Below are 13,946 nucleotides of genomic sequence, written 5' to 3'. Positions count from 1 at the left end.
CCATAGATGAGCATCACCGTCAACGGCCTCGACGAACTCAGGAAGCTCGCCGGCGGCGACCTCGGCACCAGCGAGTGGATCGAGGTCACGCAGGAGCGGATCAACACCTTCGCCGACGCCACCGGCGACCACCAGTGGATCCACGTCGACCCGGAAAAGGCGCAGGACGGCCCGTTCGGCGCACCCATCGCACACGGCTATCTGACCCTCTCCCTCTTCATCCCGCTCTTCACCGAGCTGCTGGAGGTCGAGGGCGTGTCGACGAAGGTCAACTACGGTCTGAACAAGGTGCGTTTCCCCGCACCGGTGAAGGTCGGCTCCCGCATCCGGCTGGTCGCGAAGCTCGCCTCGGTGGAGGACGTACCGGGCGGGGTGCAGATCGCCGTGGACGGCACGATGGAGATCGACGGCGGCGGCAAGCCCGCGGCTGTCCTGCAGAGCCTGTCGCGGTTCTACGTCTGACCGGGAGGACTCCGCCCGGGGCCTGGGGTGCCCTGCCCGAGGCAGTGCGCGGGGCGCACGTCACCGCCCCGGGCGAAGTTGCCCCGGCGACGGAACACCAGGCACACGGGAGTCCTCCTGGCGCCCCGTCGCGACCTGCCCGCCGGCCTTCGCGCAGCGGGCAGGTCCGCGTGGTACCGGCCGCCTTCGCGGCGCCGGCGGCGGGCGCCGCGCTCCTCGCCTGCGACAGAGAGCGTGTCCGTCACCCAGGCGTACCCCTCCGCCGGCAGCCGCCAGTCGGACGCGAGCACCAGCCACTCGCGCGGGACCGGCGGCTGCCGGGACGCCCGGCAGCGGGGGCGCGCCTTGGGTGACCAGAGGGGTCCGTCACAGATCGAGCACCAACCGCCCGCCCCGGCACCGGGACACGCAGATCATCATGGTCTCGCCGGATTCCCGCTCCTCGTCCGTCAGGACCGAGTCCCGGTGCTCCGGTGTGCCCTCCAGGACGTCGGTCTCGCAGGTGCCGCAGGTGCCCTCGGTGCAGGAGTAGAGCACCTCGACGCCCGCGGCACGCACGGTGTCGAGGATGGACACCCGCGGCGGGACGGTGAGCGTACGGCCGCTCCGCTTCAGGACGACCTCGAACGCGCCTTCTTCTCCGACGGGTTGCTCCTTGGGCCGGAACCGCTCGACGCGCAGCGTCCCGGCCGGGCAGCGCCGCTCCACCGCGTCCAGCAGCGGGTCCGGGCCGCAGCAGTAGACGAGCGTGCCGTCGGGCAGGTCGTCCAGTACCGGGCCCAGGTCCAGCAGCCCGGTCTCGTCCTGCGGCGCGACCGTGACCCGGTGCCCGTACCGTTCCAGCTCCGCGGTGAACGCCATGGAGCGGCGCGTCCGGCCGCCGTACAGCAGGCTCCACTCGGCGCCCGCCGCCTCGGCAGCGGCGAGCATCGGCAGGACGGGCGTGATGCCGATGCCGCCCGCGATGAACCGGTAGCGCGGGGAGGGTTGCAGGGGGAAGTGGTTGCGCGGCCCCCGCACCCGTACCTTGTCGCCCTCGCGCACCCGCTCGTGGACATGTGCCGAGCCGCCCCGCCCGTCGGCCTCGCGGAGCACGGCGATCCGCCACAGGTTCCGGTCCGCGGGATCGCCGCACAGCGAGTACTGCCGCTCGAGGCCCGGACCGAGCAGGACGTCGACATGGGCACCCGGCTCCCAGGCCGGCAGCTCCTCGCCCAGCGGATGGCGCAGGGTGAGGGCGAGCACGCCCTCGGCCGCCGGCTCGCGGCGGTCGACGACGAGTTCGGCTTCGTACACGGTCATGAGGTGGTTCCTCCGGGCTGGTGTCCTTCGGGGTGCGCGAGCATCCACTCCCACATCCGCACCGGGTCCTCGGCGGTGTTCTCGGCGCCGCAGTGGCAGGTGCCGTGCAGGACGTCGGTGCCCGGGAGCCAGTCGATGCGGTAGACCTCGCGGTGCACGGCGGCGGACGGCGTGCTCACCGGACCTGCTCCACCGGCTTGTCGCTCTCCTCGACCAGCCGGGCGAGGATACGGCGGGCGGCGAGACCACCCGTGTCGATGTTGATGCTCAGCTCCTGGTAGCCGGCCCGCTCGGTGCCGAGTGTCTTCTGCAGCAGGTTGAGCGCGTCGACGTCCTGCATGACGACCGTGTGGTTGAAGTCGTGCAGGAACGTGGTGACTTCCTCGTCGTCCTTCGCGAAGTCCCGGGAGACGGCCCAGAAGTCGTACACCTTGCCGTCGGTGGACGGGGTGATCGCATAGGTGATCTCGGTGTGGAAGCCGTTCGGGTCGCTGCCGTCCGGCTGGGGCAGCACGCCGACCGGCGCGATCCGGCTGTGCAGCAGGTAGAGACAGGGCGCGTGGTACTCGATGTCCTGCCAGCGGGTGATACGGCCCTCGATGCCGGTGGAGCGGGCGTAGAAGGGCGGGCACGCGGCGTCGTCCATGTGCCGGCTGACCCGCACGATGCCGGCGCCCTCGTCGACCTCGGTGGTGATCGGCGTCTCGGCGACCTCCGGGGTGCCGATGTAGCCGCCGTGCAGATACGTCTCGTGGGACAGGTCGAGGAGGTTGTCCACCAGCAGGCCGTAGTCGGCGTCGATCGGTTCCATGCCGCGCACCGTGACCCAGTCCGGGGAGTCCAGGTGCCGGGCCCGCGGAATGGTCCCCGCGTCGGCGAGCGCCGGGTCGCCGATCCACACCCACACCAGGGAGTCCTGCTCGGCGACCGGGTACGAGGCGACCCGGGCCGTGCGCGGGATCCGCTTCTGCCCCGGCACGTACACGCAGGCGCCCGTCGTGTCGTAGGTGAACCCGTGGTACCCGCACACGATGCGGTCCCCGTCGAGCCGGCTCTCCGAGAGGGGGAAGCGGCGGTGGACACAGCGGTCGGCCAGCGCGACCGCGGTGCCGTCCTCCTCGGTGCGGTAGAGGACGAGCGGCTCACCGAGGATCGTCCGGCCGAGCAACTCGCGCCCGACCTCGTGGCTGTAGGCGGCGACGTACCACTGGTTCCTGGCGAAGGCGGTCATGTGAGGCATGGGGGTCGGCTCCCGTCTCTCGTGGTGGCGCCATCGTCGGGAGAGCCTCCACACGGGCGCAACACGGCTTCCGCCCCACGGAAGAGACGATACGAACGCCCTGCTCACGGTCCACCTTCATGCTGTGACGGCATCGGTGCCCCGGCGCCTGCCGCCCTCCCGCAGCCCGCGCCGGCAGTGAGGCAGCGGGCACACCCGTCCGCTTCCCGCTCCGGGCACCCCGGACCGCAGCCCCGAACATCCTCCGTGCCCCGCAAGGCGCCTGATGTAGCGTCAGCGCACATGAACAGAATCATGTGGGGAACAAACCACCGGTGGAGCGGGGCGGTCGGCGCGTGCCTGGCCCTGCTGCTCTCGGTGGTCACCCTGTCCGTGGCTCATCCGGCGGCGGCCGCCTCCGTCCTGGCCCCGATCGACCCCAGCGGGTTCACGATGCGCGCGGGGGACTTCACGAACCGCGGCGCCGCGATCCAGCAGATCGAGGCATCGGGGAGCGTCTCCGTGCGCACCTCGCCCGACCAGGTGCTCGCCGACGGCGGCCACGCCGGGCGCGCCGCGCTGTGCCACAACACCAACCTCGACGGCTCACTGAAGTACGACGGCTTCTGCTGGGACCAGGCCGACGACACCTCCGCCGACTGGACGCCCCAGGGACTGACGGGTTCGCACGACGCCCAGCCGAGCGGCACGTGGAACGGCCACTACCTCTACATCGCCTCCTGGCACTACACCGACAACGCCTACGCGCGGATCACCATCGCGGAGTCGACCGGCACCTCGGTCACCTACCAGCACGTGCTGCTCGTCGACCCGTACTCCACCGGGAGCGGCTACACGTTCCGCCCGGTGGGCGGGGCCGGCGACCGGTCCGGGACGGACGTGCTCAGCGGCCATGCGGACGGTGTCACCTGGTACGGCAACAAGCTCTTCGTCGCCACCGGGCACCAGATACAGGTCTACGACCTGCGGCACCTGTGGAAGATGAGCGACACCTCCACCGACCAGGTCGGCATCCTGGGCAACGGCAAGTCCTCGGCCCGCTACCACAACTGGGCGCTGCCCATGGTCGGCGTCTACTTCACCGGCAACACCGGCGACCCCTGCGACGCCACGCGGCCGTGCCTGACCTCGCTCAGCCTGGACCGGTCGTCCTCACCGGACGCCCTGGTCACCTCACAGATCGCCACCAAGGGCGGCGGGCCGCTGATCCGCTGGCCGCTGAACGCGAGCACGGCGCTCCCGGACACCGACACCGCGAACGACTACACCGGGACGGTCACGGCGACCGGTGCCTACACCGTGCCGATCTGGAAGGTGCAGGGAGCCGCCACGGACGGCACCTATTACTACTTCAGCGGCGAGTGCCCCGAGACGGCGGGCACCACCGACTCCGACGTGCCGTACTGCATCCACCGGGCCCTGCCGGGCGCCGCGCCGCACGTCCTCACCCATGCCCCGCCGCTGACCCAGAACCTCTCCTACGCCCCGTCGTCCGGGCGCCTGTGGGGGCTCAACGAGCGGGAGAACACGACCACCGGGAAGCGCGTGGTCTTCTCCCTGGTGCCGCCCGCCTGACGACCACCGCATCACCCCGTCGAGCACACCGACACGGATGCGCTGCCGGGCATGGCCGAGCGCTACGACGTGCCGATCACTGACAAGAGACGAGACGTCCCCTCTGCCCGCGCCGACCGAGGGCGAGGGGGGGACGGGCTCTGACAGCGCTGCGCCCGGCCGTCGCAGCCGCCGCCGACGGGTCCGGCGCGCGCCGGACCCGACTTCCGCCGCGCACCTGACCCACCGTCCACCGGAAGCCTCGCACCACGGACACGCGCGCCCGCGTCCGGCGGTTCACCGAGGTGACCCTCAAGACACGGGCGCGGCGGCGCCGGGCTCCTACGTAGTGGAGGGGCCGGCCGGATCCCCGTTGGTGTACGCAGCCTGACCGGGCAGGGAGACAGGCGGAGTTCTGCCGCGTTCTGTGCGCTGGGCGGCCTATGCTGCCGCAGGCAGGCACCAGGGTGGGCGTGCGCGGAGAGAACGCGCGCAGGACGGGGGAGAACACCCCGCACCTGCCCCCGTACCGCGTAGGGAAGGGAGGCAGCGTGGGACGAGGCAGGAGGATCAACCGCTCCGACTGGCCTGAACCCGGGCCGCACCGCCGGCTGTTGGAGTTGCTCGACGCCGTGCACCTCGCCAACGGCGTGAAGAGCATGGCCGATGTCGCGCAAGGCATGGGCCTCTCCGCCCGCTCACGGGTCAATGCGCTGCTGCGGGGAACCAACGGTGCGCTCCCCGCCGACGAGGGGCAGTTGACGCGGCTCGTGCGCGCTCTCGGCGGGGGCGACGACGACGTGCGGGTCGCCCTGAAGCGCTACGGAGACGCGGTCAGGGCGCGGGACCGCAAAGCCCCATCCGCACGCTCGCCCGCCGAACAGAAGGTCGCCGACGCCGTTGCCCTCTACGGGGACCGCGCACTGGAGGTGTACGGACGCCTGGACCTGGAGGTGCTCGCCCCGGCGGGGGAGGCGCCGTCGGAGGTGCGGCTGCCGGAGGTGTTCGTCCCCCCGGCCGTGCGGGCTGACCCCCCACCTGTCCACCTGCCTCGGGAACTGCAACGGCGCGTGCACGAGCGCGTCCGAGAGCTGATCCTGCGCCGCACGCACGAGGACGCGGATGAAGAGGTGCGTGGCGCTGCCGTGGAGGTGGTGGGCAGGCGCTTCCGCGCTGATGAGGACGCCCTCAGCGGCCTCATCGGCGCAGCCACCGATGATCCGCACGAGAGCGTCCGGCAGCATGCCCTGCGCGTGCTGGCCGAGCAGTGGGCCGGGCGACCGGAGATCCGCGACCTTCTGGTCCGGTCCTGCGCCGGCGTTGCGGACGGATGGACCCGCGCGACCATCCTGCGGGGCCTGGCGCAGCACTGGCCCGCTCGGGAGGACATTCACCAGCTGCTCCTGGCCTCCGCCGATCACCCGCACCGCTATACCAGCGCCACTTTGCTCGACGAGTTGCGGGATCACTGGCCCGACCGCGACGACGCCCGCGCGGTCCTGATCCGGCTGGTCACCGAGCACGAGGACCATGTCGTCGGCAGCGCCGCCGTGAAGGTACTGGCGACGCGGTGGATGGACCGCGCCGACGTCGGAGCCCTCATGCTGGGTATCGCCGCGGACCCCTCGCACCGCTACGGGCACGCGGTGCTGCACGTGCTGTGCGAACACTGGGCCCACCGCGAGGACGTCCGCGACACCCTCATGCGGGCAGCCTCGGACCAGCCTGGCAAGGACGCCCGCGCACAGGCCGTGAAGGTGCTGGGCCTCCGCTGGAGCGACCACGACGGCGTGCAGGAACTGTTCCGCCGACGCGCCGTCGCCGATCCGGACCCCGATGTGAGGTTCTCCGCGTTGGTGGGTGGTCAAGGCCGACGAGGATGAGGGGGTGGCGCTGGTCAGCGTCCGCGCTGTCGAGGACCCGGACCCGGAGACACGGCGGAAGATCGGGCACATGCTCGGCCTGGGCTGGCCGGCACATCCACGAACGGCTGCGGTCCTGCGAGACCGCGTTCACGCAGGACCTGACCCTCAGTCGCCGGTCCCCGGACGGTCGATGGGATAGAGGTAGTGGGTCCGGTCGTCGACCGGGTTGTCGGGCTCCAGGTCTCCGACTCCGACCCGGCGCATCCCTGCCCGTTCGAGCGCCCGCCACGAAGCGCGGTTGGCCGCCACCACAGGGACGAGAACACACGGGGCGTCCGGGTGCTCGTCCCAGGTCCGCACGATGACGTCACGGATCATCGCCGTTCCGACGCCCTGGCCGGTTCGGTGGGGATCGCCGACCAGGTAGTCGATGGTCATCGCGCCGTCGGGTACGCGGACGAGGGCCGCCAGCTCGGCCAGGTAATCCGGGTAGTCGAGCAGGCGTGCACGCTGCACGAGACCGACCGGACGGCCGTCGAGGAGTGCGAGCAGATCCTCCGAGGGCTCCTGCCCGCGGGCGGCGGGCCCGAAGTCGCGCGCCACCGCTTCCACCGTGGTCTCGTGATTCCACCAGCGCTTCACATGCGGCTGCTCCAGCCACGTCCGCAGCAGGGGGAAGTCCCGCTCCTGGACCCGACGCCACGTGATCACCATAAGGCCGCTCCCCGAACGCTCAGCCGCTGTCGGCGCGTGCTCCTCCGGAGGCTACGCGGTGCCATACCTGGGCCTGCTGGCGGGAGGCGGTGAGGAACAGTCACCGGGTCGAGCCCCTCCTCGTCGGGTGTCAACGCAACCCGCCCGTGCCGGACTGCAGGCGGCGGACGTATGACCCGAGCCAGGCATCGAACCGCCGACCACCTCCGGGGGAGCTGCACACCCTCACGGCAGCGGACGTGGCCGCGCGGACAGGGGGTACGGCGAGCACCCAGCCGGCGCATGAGAACTCAGCCGAACGGGGATTACAGCCGGGTGAAAGGCAGGGGGTACGGCAGCGTTCCGCATCGCGGGCGGCTGCCCCACTGGTTACGGGGACTGCTCCTCCTCGCGGCCGGATGGGGAGTCCTGCTCTGCGGTCAGCAGGTCGCTGAAGGCTACGGAGCGACCATGGAGTACCGCGACGCACCGGTCTGCCAGGGCGGGGACCGGAGCGGGGACGGGGATGAGGGGGAACCGTGCGTGCGGCGCGAGGCGGGCACGGTGCTCGACCGGTGGACGGGTGAGCGCTGCACGTCCAACGGCACGAGCGGCGGCACGACGGGAGGCACCACCACCGGAGGCATCACGGCCGGAGGCGGTATGAACACCGCCGGTGGCTCCATCGGCGGTGTGACGGCTGGCGGGGTGACCACCGCAGGCGGCGGAGGCGGCGGTACGACCTGTACGACGCACTACGACCTGAAGGTCCAACGGCCAGGGGGTACAACCTGGTTGGCCGTGGGGTCGGAGACGTACGACGACGCCAGGAAGGGTGACCACGCCGAAGTCCGGCTGTGGCAGGGGGACGTCGTGGAGCTGAGGGTTCGCGGCCACATCGACTCCTACGCGCCCTCCTCGCAGCAGGCGGTTCTCCCGTGGCTCGCGCTGGGCTGCCTGATCCTGGCGGGTGGCGCATGGGCATTGGTGAGCGGGCGGCTCTCCGGCCTCTTCGCCTTCCCCAACTTCGGCTTGCTGTTCGTGGCCGTCGGGGTCGGCTGGCTCGGCTCCATGGCACTGTTCGGCGGCCACCCCACGGTCTGGGCGTTCGCCATCGTGTGGACGGGCTTCGCGGTCTTCTGGACCGTGGGTGCCTGGCGGGACGGGTAGCAGCCCGTTCGAGCCTCCAGCGACCGCGCCGCCGCCGGTGAGTCAAGTCGGTGCACGGGGTGCGCGGGGTGCGTGAGCTTGGAAGTCACTCGTCCCTGCTCGTGGCTGACTACGAAGAGAGGCAGGGGCACCCGCCGGGGGAGCGGGCCGCCTACGCGCTGGTTCGGCAGGCTTTCTAGCGCGCAGGACGCGTACTGGCCTGCCGTCGACCGAGCGTGCGCGGGATTCCCCCGACCACGCACGCTCGCCGGCTACCTGATCCTGATGATCACCTTTCCGAACGGGCTGGCCGATTCGTAGTACCGGTACGCTGCCATGGCCTCTTCGAACGGGAACACCCGGTCGATGACTGGCCGGAGCTGATGCGCGGTGATGACGTCGTTCATTGAGGTGAACTGAGCGCGACTGCCGACGGCCAACGCCCGGACCGTAGCGGCGACGCCGAACAGCAGACGAGGGTCGAACGGTGGCCAGTTGCCGGACACGGACCCCACGAAGGCGATATGTCCGTCGACGGCGACTGACCTCAGCGACTGCTCCAGCGTTCCGGCGGTGTCGACGACGCGGTCGACCCCTCGCCCGGCGGTGAGTTCACGGGTGGCGGTGTGCCAGTTCGGGATCTCGCGGTAGTTGATGACGTCGTCTGCTCCCAGATCGCGAAGGCGCTGTTCCTTGTCCGTGCGGCCTGTCGTGGCGATGACTCTCGCGCCCAGGAGTTTGGCGAACTGTACCGTGAACAGCGACACGCCGCCGGAGCCGGTCGCCAGCACGGTCTGTCCGCGCTGGATTCCGCGGCCGTCGCCCGTCAGGGCGTTCCATGCCGTCACGGCGGCGCAGGGAAGAGTTGCCGCCTCGGCGTAGGACAGGTGGTCGGGGATGGGCACGAGGGCGTCCTGGGGGAGGATGGCCAGCTCGGTCAGCATTCCGTCGAGCGAGCCACCCAGTTGCGGCAGGTATGCCGGTTCCAGCGGGCCGTCGAGCCACCGCGGGAACAGCGCGGCGGTGACGCGGTCGCCTGGGCGCACCCGCCGGACATCCGGCCCGACGGCGACGACCTCGCCGGCACCGTCCGAGACCGGTATGACGCCCGGTTTGACGGGCAGCACGTACTGTCCTCGTAGTACCAGAAGTTCGCGGAAGCTGAGCGAGGTGGCGTGGACCGCGACCGCGACCTCCCCCTTCCCGGGGGTGCGTGGGTCGTGCGTGCGCAGCGACAGGCCGTCGATGCCGCTGCCGGTGCCGATGTGGTAACTGCGCACCATGGACGGGAGCATTGCCATCGTCGCGGTCATCCTTCGATGAACTGGTAGTCGCTGACGATACGGCCGTCGAGGCCGAGCATGAGGATCTCCAGCCCGACGCCGGCGACCTCACCACCGTCCCGGGGCGCCATCTCCCAGTTGAACTTGACGACATCGTGGAGCCTGTCGGTGTTGCCGCGCGACCGGAAGACGAAGGTGCCCGGCGCGACGAACTCCTCGTAGGCGCGCGTCACTCGGAACTCCAACGCCTGATGCCCGCGCGCCTCCAACAGGAGACGACCGAAGCCCAGCCCTTCAGCGGTCTGCAGGATCTCCTTGGGAGGCTGCAGCACATGGACCGCATCGGCGGACCACAGCTCGCGAATCGCGGCGCGGCGTCGCTTCGCATCGGATTCGTTCCACACGGCAACGTAGCGGTCGGTGAGGTCGCGGATGTCAATGTCGGCCATGGTTGTTCCCCTCGGTTGCGAATGGTCGGCGTGCGGCAACGACCGTGCTGCCGCCGGCCGTCGCGCGGCAATTCCTCGCAGGGAATCGCGGATCGACAGCCGAGCGGGTTACACAAGAGGAGTGATCAGCGAATCGACCAGAGGCGGGCTCGCCGGAGCGTTGCGTGAGTGGCGGAGCCGGCGGCGCGTCAGCCAGCTGGAACTGGCCATGCGTGCCGGAACCACGCAGCGGCACGTCAGCTTCATCGAGAGCGGACGGTCGACCCCCGGCCGATCAATGATCATCCGGCTGGCCGAATCCCTGGAGGTGCCGATCCGCGAGCGCAATGAACTGCTCCTCGCGGCCGGATTCGCACCGGTCTACCCGCAGACCCGCCTGGACGACCCCCAACTCGAGCCGATTCGCACCGCCCTCGAACGGATCCTGCACGGCCACCTGCCGTACCCGGCGGTGGTCGTCGACCGGCACGGTGACCTCGTCTCGGCCAACGCCGCCTTCCACGCGCTCACCGCCGGTGTGGCCCCGCATCTGCTCATACCGCCGGTGAGCGTTCCCCGGGTGTTGCTGCATCCGCAGGGCCTCGCGCCACGCATCGTCAACCTCGACGAGTGGGCGTGGCACATCATCGACCGCATCCAGGCCGAGATCGTGCGCAACCCGGACGACCAACTCCGACACCTGGCCTCCGAACTCACCGAACTGGCACCATCACGTCCACGCGAGTCACCGCACCACCTCGGCTTCGCCGTACCGCTGCGCCTCCGGGCACATGATCCGGCCGACGGCAGGGAGCTGACGCTCATCACCACGCTCACCCACTTCGGCACCGCCATCGACGTCACCATCGCCGAACTACGACTCGAGGCGTTCCTACCGGCTGACCAAGCGACCAGCGCCATCCTGGCCGAACTCCTCAAGCGGTGACCGATCCGCCCGGCACAGCTCCGCGCAGCTACCAAAGCGCCCACCCGTCATGCCCTCGCGCACTTCTCCGGCAAGAGCAAGCGGAACGCCGCCAAGACCGTGGTGCTCACCGACGTGGATGGCCGGATGCTGTTCTGCAGCCCGACCCTGTCATACGCCGGGCACCCTGCTTACCGCCAGGAAACGGCGCCCATAGCCTCGGCTAGGTGATCGAGTCCAAGGGTTGGTGGTCGTAGCGATTCCGGAGCGGAGGAGTGGCGCGGCCCCCTAGGCTGAGCCCTCGTCCGCACTGTCTGGGGGAGTAATGACCAGTAGGTTCACCGAGTTGGTTGTCGACTGCCACGATCCGGAGCGGCTCGCGGCCTTCTGGTGCGCGGTCCTGGGCTTCAAGGTGATCGACCGGAGCGAGGGCAAGGTCGAGATCGGTTCCTGGGAGCCCTCCGTCGAGGAGGTCCGGGCCCGCCAGATGCCGCCCACCCTGCTCTTCATCCAGGTCCCCGAGGACAAGACCGTGAAGAACCGGCTCCACCTGGACGTCAGCCCGATCGACGGCAGTACCGCCGACGAGGTGGCCAGGCTGGTTGGCCTTGGTGCCACAAAGGTGGACGTGGGCCAGGGCCCTGGCCGGAGCTGGGTGGTCATGGCCGATCCCGAGGGCAACGAGTTCGACGTCGTGCGCTCCCTGGCACCGTCCGATTAGGTGATCACTCGGCCTCATACCCAAGTGATCAGCCCACCGCCCGATGTCACGGACCTCGATCGCGCCGGAGTGCGGCATGTACTGAATCCAGCACCGCCGGCCGAACGCCTCCCGGATCTCCTCCACGGAGCCCGGGTCGCGCACATCGGGTCAGGCACGCGGATCCGTTCGCGCGACCTCCACGAGAGCCATCACCTCCTGGTGGGCCCGGTAGGCTTCGTTCACGTGAAGCAGCAGCGATGATCAGCAGTTTGGGCAACAATTGGCGATCTTGAGTGCCGCAGATGCTCACGAGGAATGACGTCGCCGTGGCGCGGTGCCACCGGGTGCGGCAGAAGCGGTCCGTCTCTTGATCACCGGTCGTCAGACTCCCGGCGTTCGGCTGCTGCCGATGGACTGGAAGGCCAAGCCATGGACGATGACCGTTGGGACGACTGGCCGGAACGGTGGATCGGCACGGATTGCGACGTGCGGGCGACCGTCAGCGCGATCCCGCGGGAGGTCAAGGACGGGTTCAGGTACGACGAGGTCCCCTGGCAGCGGTTCCGGCACTTCTACGGACCGGGCGAGGAGATCCCCGGCCTGCTCGCCGTGCTCGCGTCCCGGGACGCCGAAACTGCCGACAGGGCCTTGCGGCAGCTCTGGACGAGTCTTCACCACCAGGGCGGCACGATCGCGGTGGGAGCAATGGCGGTGCCGTTCCTGCTCCGGATCGCGGCGACCGCGCACCCCGAACTCCGTGCCCGGACCCTTCGCCTGGTCGCCGAGATCGGCCGGTGTCAGCACATGGGGGACGGATCGCGGGAAGGCCTGCTCCAGGTCGCCGAGGAGCCGTTGATGATCGAGGGCAGCACGATGTGCCCGGTGGACTGGACAATCCAGGCCGCCCGTCAGGCCGTCACGGACGACCTGCACCTTCTGCTCCCGCTTCTCTCCGACCCCGACCCCGAGGTCCGCTCCGTGACCGCCTACGTCCTGGCGGCGGCGACCGGCGAGCTTCCACACGTCTCCTCTGCTCTGCAGTCCAGGCTGGCGAAGGAAGACGATGCGGTAGTCCGGGTGAGCCTGATCCTGGCGATCGCCCAACTCGCCCGCGAACACCAGGATGAACACGCTCCCCAGTGGGCCCGGGGCCTGTGGTCGGATCCCGGACGACCGCCCGAGGTCCGCATCGGCGCCGGCCTGGCCTGGCTGTGCCTGGTCACCGACCCTGTCCCCGACGAGCTCCGCGCCCTCCTCACCGACCCCGGCACCCGCCCATACGACGGCCTGCTCCAGCCGGTGCCATGGCTCACCTGGATCGACCCCACCGGCGTCGGGCTGCGCAGCTGCATCGACGAAATGCTCGCGGCTAACGTCCCCGAAACAGCGCTTGACGATCCTTGGGGTGGAGGACCATCGAGCTGAACCGTGCAGCGCTCAGCCGGTTTTGGCGGGCGCTTCGGTCCGCGCCCGAGTCCAGGCAAGCCGGTGGGGACGACTGTGTTGTCGTTCGGTGAGCCTGCGTAGTGGTTGTCCTGGGTGCTAGTCGGTTTTCCACCATCCCTGTCGGGTGTGCCAGTCCCTCACCCAGCGCAGGAAGCCTCCGGAGTGCTCGGAGGGCGTAGCGGCATACGGTGTGGCACAGCCGTCGCGTAGCCACCACACCTGGCCGCGTTGTGCTCCGGTCACCACCAAAGTCCAGTACTCCCCGGGCCGGTCGCTGCCCAGGAGCACCGAGCCGTGGGTGTAGGTCTGGTGCAGCAACGGTGAGTGGAGGCTGTGGTCGTAGTACTCGTACTCCCACTGCCATTCCTCTTGGAGGGGGAAGGGATCTTCGAACTGGCGCGCAGCGGTGGCATCGAAGGGGTGCGGGCTCATCCAGCACTCCGCTTCCCATTCGGTCCAGCCCTGCGGGTTCTCGCCCAGCGCCAGCAGACCGCCCGCGTCCGGCGGGCCGTCGTCGGTGCCGTTCGCGACCTCGGCGACGAAGGTGCGATACGGCTCCGGCAACACCACTCCGTGGTCCTCTTCCCAGGCTTGAAGTGCCGGCCAGCCCAAAGGGCAGCGACGGACATCCACAGGAAAGACTTCGCTCAGGAGGGCTGTCGCACCCGACATCGCATCATCCAACCTTACAGGTATCACCGGCCGCGGACCCCGTGTGTCGGCACGCACAGAACCGCAGGTGAGATGCCCAATTCGCGTCGCCCCGTGACTTCGCCCCCGGCCGCGCCGTCCCCCCGGCCGGGCCGCCGGCCGGCCGGGCCGGGTCCCGGGCCGGTTGGCCCCCCCCCGAGGCCACCCCCCGGCAGGGCCCCCCCACACCACCCCGCCCCACCCGC

Annotated in this window: 14 protein-coding genes and 1 pseudogene; 7 read left to right on the top strand and 8 right to left on the bottom strand. The window is 70.2% G+C overall.

The annotated features are described in order from the left end of the window. The first annotated feature begins 6 nt into the window (after positions 1-6). On the top strand, positions 7-462 hold the full coding sequence (locus ABZV94_RS26815; RefSeq protein WP_356344566.1) for a MaoC family dehydratase: 456 nt from the start codon (positions 7-9) through the stop codon (positions 460-462). Positions 463-828: 366 nt separating this feature from the next. Here the strand turns inward: ABZV94_RS26815 and ABZV94_RS26810 are convergent, their stop codons facing one another. The 3 genes from ABZV94_RS26810 to ABZV94_RS26800 are packed head-to-tail and all read right to left on the bottom strand — an operon-like array spanning position 829 to position 3,004. After that, a complete protein-coding gene (locus tag ABZV94_RS26810) occupies positions 829-1,764 on the bottom strand; it encodes a PDR/VanB family oxidoreductase (RefSeq protein ID WP_356344563.1) in 936 nt (311 codons plus the stop codon). After that, positions 1,761-1,943, bottom strand: coding sequence for a hypothetical protein (locus ABZV94_RS26805; RefSeq protein ID WP_356344561.1), 183 nt, complete (start codon positions 1,941-1,943; stop codon positions 1,761-1,763). Before ABZV94_RS26805 ends, ABZV94_RS26810 begins: the two co-directional genes overlap by 4 nt. Next, positions 1,940-3,004 (bottom strand): aromatic ring-hydroxylating dioxygenase subunit alpha, encoded by a 1,065-nt coding sequence (locus ABZV94_RS26800; RefSeq protein WP_356344559.1) that lies wholly within the window; start codon positions 3,002-3,004, stop codon positions 1,940-1,942. The genes ABZV94_RS26805 and ABZV94_RS26800 overlap by 4 nt, the downstream gene beginning before the upstream one ends. Before the next feature lie 282 nt (positions 3,005-3,286). Here ABZV94_RS26800 and ABZV94_RS26795 point away from each other — a divergent pair, with 282 nt between their 5' ends. After that, positions 3,287-4,579 (top strand): hypothetical protein, encoded by a 1,293-nt coding sequence (locus ABZV94_RS26795; RefSeq protein WP_356344557.1) that lies wholly within the window; start codon positions 3,287-3,289, stop codon positions 4,577-4,579. Positions 4,580-5,172: 593 nt separating this feature from the next. Then, on the top strand, positions 5,173-6,441 hold the full coding sequence (locus tag ABZV94_RS26790) for a HEAT repeat domain-containing protein (RefSeq protein ID WP_356344554.1): 1,269 nt from the start codon (positions 5,173-5,175) through the stop codon (positions 6,439-6,441). A gap of 147 nt (positions 6,442-6,588) precedes the next feature. Here the strand turns inward: ABZV94_RS26790 and ABZV94_RS26785 are convergent, their stop codons facing one another. Next, positions 6,589-7,134: a GNAT family N-acetyltransferase gene (locus ABZV94_RS26785; RefSeq protein ID WP_356344607.1), complete on the bottom strand. Its 546-nt coding sequence runs from the start codon at positions 7,132-7,134 to the stop codon at positions 6,589-6,591. Between the two features lie 453 nt (positions 7,135-7,587). Between ABZV94_RS26785 and ABZV94_RS26780 the strand changes: the two genes are divergently transcribed. Next, positions 7,588-8,286, top strand: coding sequence for a hypothetical protein (locus ABZV94_RS26780; protein WP_356344552.1), 699 nt, complete (start codon positions 7,588-7,590; stop codon positions 8,284-8,286). 251 nt (positions 8,287-8,537) lie between these two features. On the opposite strand, the gene ABZV94_RS26775 is transcribed toward ABZV94_RS26780, so the two are convergent. Further along, on the bottom strand, positions 8,538-9,578 hold the full coding sequence (locus ABZV94_RS26775) for an NAD(P)-dependent alcohol dehydrogenase (RefSeq protein ID WP_356344550.1): 1,041 nt from the start codon (positions 9,576-9,578) through the stop codon (positions 8,538-8,540). Next, the gene (locus ABZV94_RS26770) at positions 9,575-9,997 is read right to left on the bottom strand and encodes a hypothetical protein (RefSeq protein WP_356344548.1); all 423 of its coding nucleotides are present in this window, start codon (positions 9,995-9,997) and stop codon (positions 9,575-9,577) included. The genes ABZV94_RS26775 and ABZV94_RS26770 overlap by 4 nt, the downstream gene beginning before the upstream one ends. A gap of 121 nt (positions 9,998-10,118) precedes the next feature. On the opposite strand from ABZV94_RS26770, the gene ABZV94_RS26765 reads away from it, so the two are divergent. Both ABZV94_RS26765 and ABZV94_RS26760 read left to right on the top strand, forming a co-directional pair. Beyond that, positions 10,119-10,922 (top strand): helix-turn-helix transcriptional regulator, encoded by an 804-nt coding sequence (locus tag ABZV94_RS26765; protein WP_356344546.1) that lies wholly within the window; start codon positions 10,119-10,121, stop codon positions 10,920-10,922. 304 nt (positions 10,923-11,226) lie between these two features. Next, positions 11,227-11,622 carry a VOC family protein gene (locus ABZV94_RS26760; protein ID WP_356344543.1) on the top strand — a complete coding sequence of 132 codons (396 nt, stop codon included), beginning with the start codon at positions 11,227-11,229 and terminating at the stop codon, positions 11,620-11,622. Positions 11,623-11,652: 30 nt separating this feature from the next. Here the strand turns inward: ABZV94_RS26760 and ABZV94_RS26755 are convergent. Beyond that, positions 11,653-11,859 (bottom strand): annotated as a pseudogene (locus ABZV94_RS26755) (hypothetical protein); the annotation flags it as partial. Positions 11,860-12,033: 174 nt separating this feature from the next. Between ABZV94_RS26755 and ABZV94_RS26750 the strand changes: the two are divergent. Then, positions 12,034-13,029 carry a hypothetical protein gene (locus ABZV94_RS26750; RefSeq protein WP_356344541.1) on the top strand — a complete coding sequence of 332 codons (996 nt, stop codon included), beginning with the start codon at positions 12,034-12,036 and terminating at the stop codon, positions 13,027-13,029. Positions 13,030-13,146: 117 nt separating this feature from the next. Here ABZV94_RS26750 and ABZV94_RS26745 read toward each other — a convergent pair whose 3' ends face one another. Next, positions 13,147-13,614, bottom strand: a complete 468-nt coding sequence (locus ABZV94_RS26745) for an SMI1/KNR4 family protein (RefSeq protein WP_356344538.1) — start codon at positions 13,612-13,614, stop codon at positions 13,147-13,149. Positions 13,615-13,946 lie beyond the last annotated feature (332 nt).

Source organism: Streptomyces sp. NPDC004658, from assembly GCF_040609555.1.
In the GTDB taxonomy this organism is placed as follows: domain Bacteria; phylum Actinomycetota; class Actinomycetes; order Streptomycetales; family Streptomycetaceae; genus Streptomyces.
This window is presented reverse-complemented; position numbering and strand designations above follow the sequence as displayed.

Bases quoted from the DNA above. Each gene is read 5' to 3' on its own strand.
- ABZV94_RS26815 (WP_356344566.1), top strand. From the start codon at position 7: ATGAGCATCACCGTCAACGGCCTCGACGAACTCAGGAAGCTCGCCGGC.
- ABZV94_RS26760 (WP_356344543.1), top strand. From the start codon at position 11,227: ATGACCAGTAGGTTCACCGAGTTGGTTGTCGACTGCCACGATCCGGAG.
- ABZV94_RS26750 (WP_356344541.1), top strand. From the start codon at position 12,034: ATGGACGATGACCGTTGGGACGACTGGCCGGAACGGTGGATCGGCACG.
- ABZV94_RS26780 (WP_356344552.1), top strand. From the start codon at position 7,588: ATGGAGTACCGCGACGCACCGGTCTGCCAGGGCGGGGACCGGAGCGGG.
- ABZV94_RS26775 (WP_356344550.1), bottom strand. From the start codon at position 9,578: ATGACCGCGACGATGGCAATGCTCCCGTCCATGGTGCGCAGTTACCAC.
- ABZV94_RS26800 (WP_356344559.1), bottom strand. From the start codon at position 3,004: ATGCCTCACATGACCGCCTTCGCCAGGAACCAGTGGTACGTCGCCGCC.
- ABZV94_RS26795 (WP_356344557.1), top strand. From the start codon at position 3,287: ATGAACAGAATCATGTGGGGAACAAACCACCGGTGGAGCGGGGCGGTC.
- ABZV94_RS26810 (WP_356344563.1), bottom strand. From the start codon at position 1,764: ATGACCGTGTACGAAGCCGAACTCGTCGTCGACCGCCGCGAGCCGGCG.
- ABZV94_RS26770 (WP_356344548.1), bottom strand. From the start codon at position 9,997: ATGGCCGACATTGACATCCGCGACCTCACCGACCGCTACGTTGCCGTG.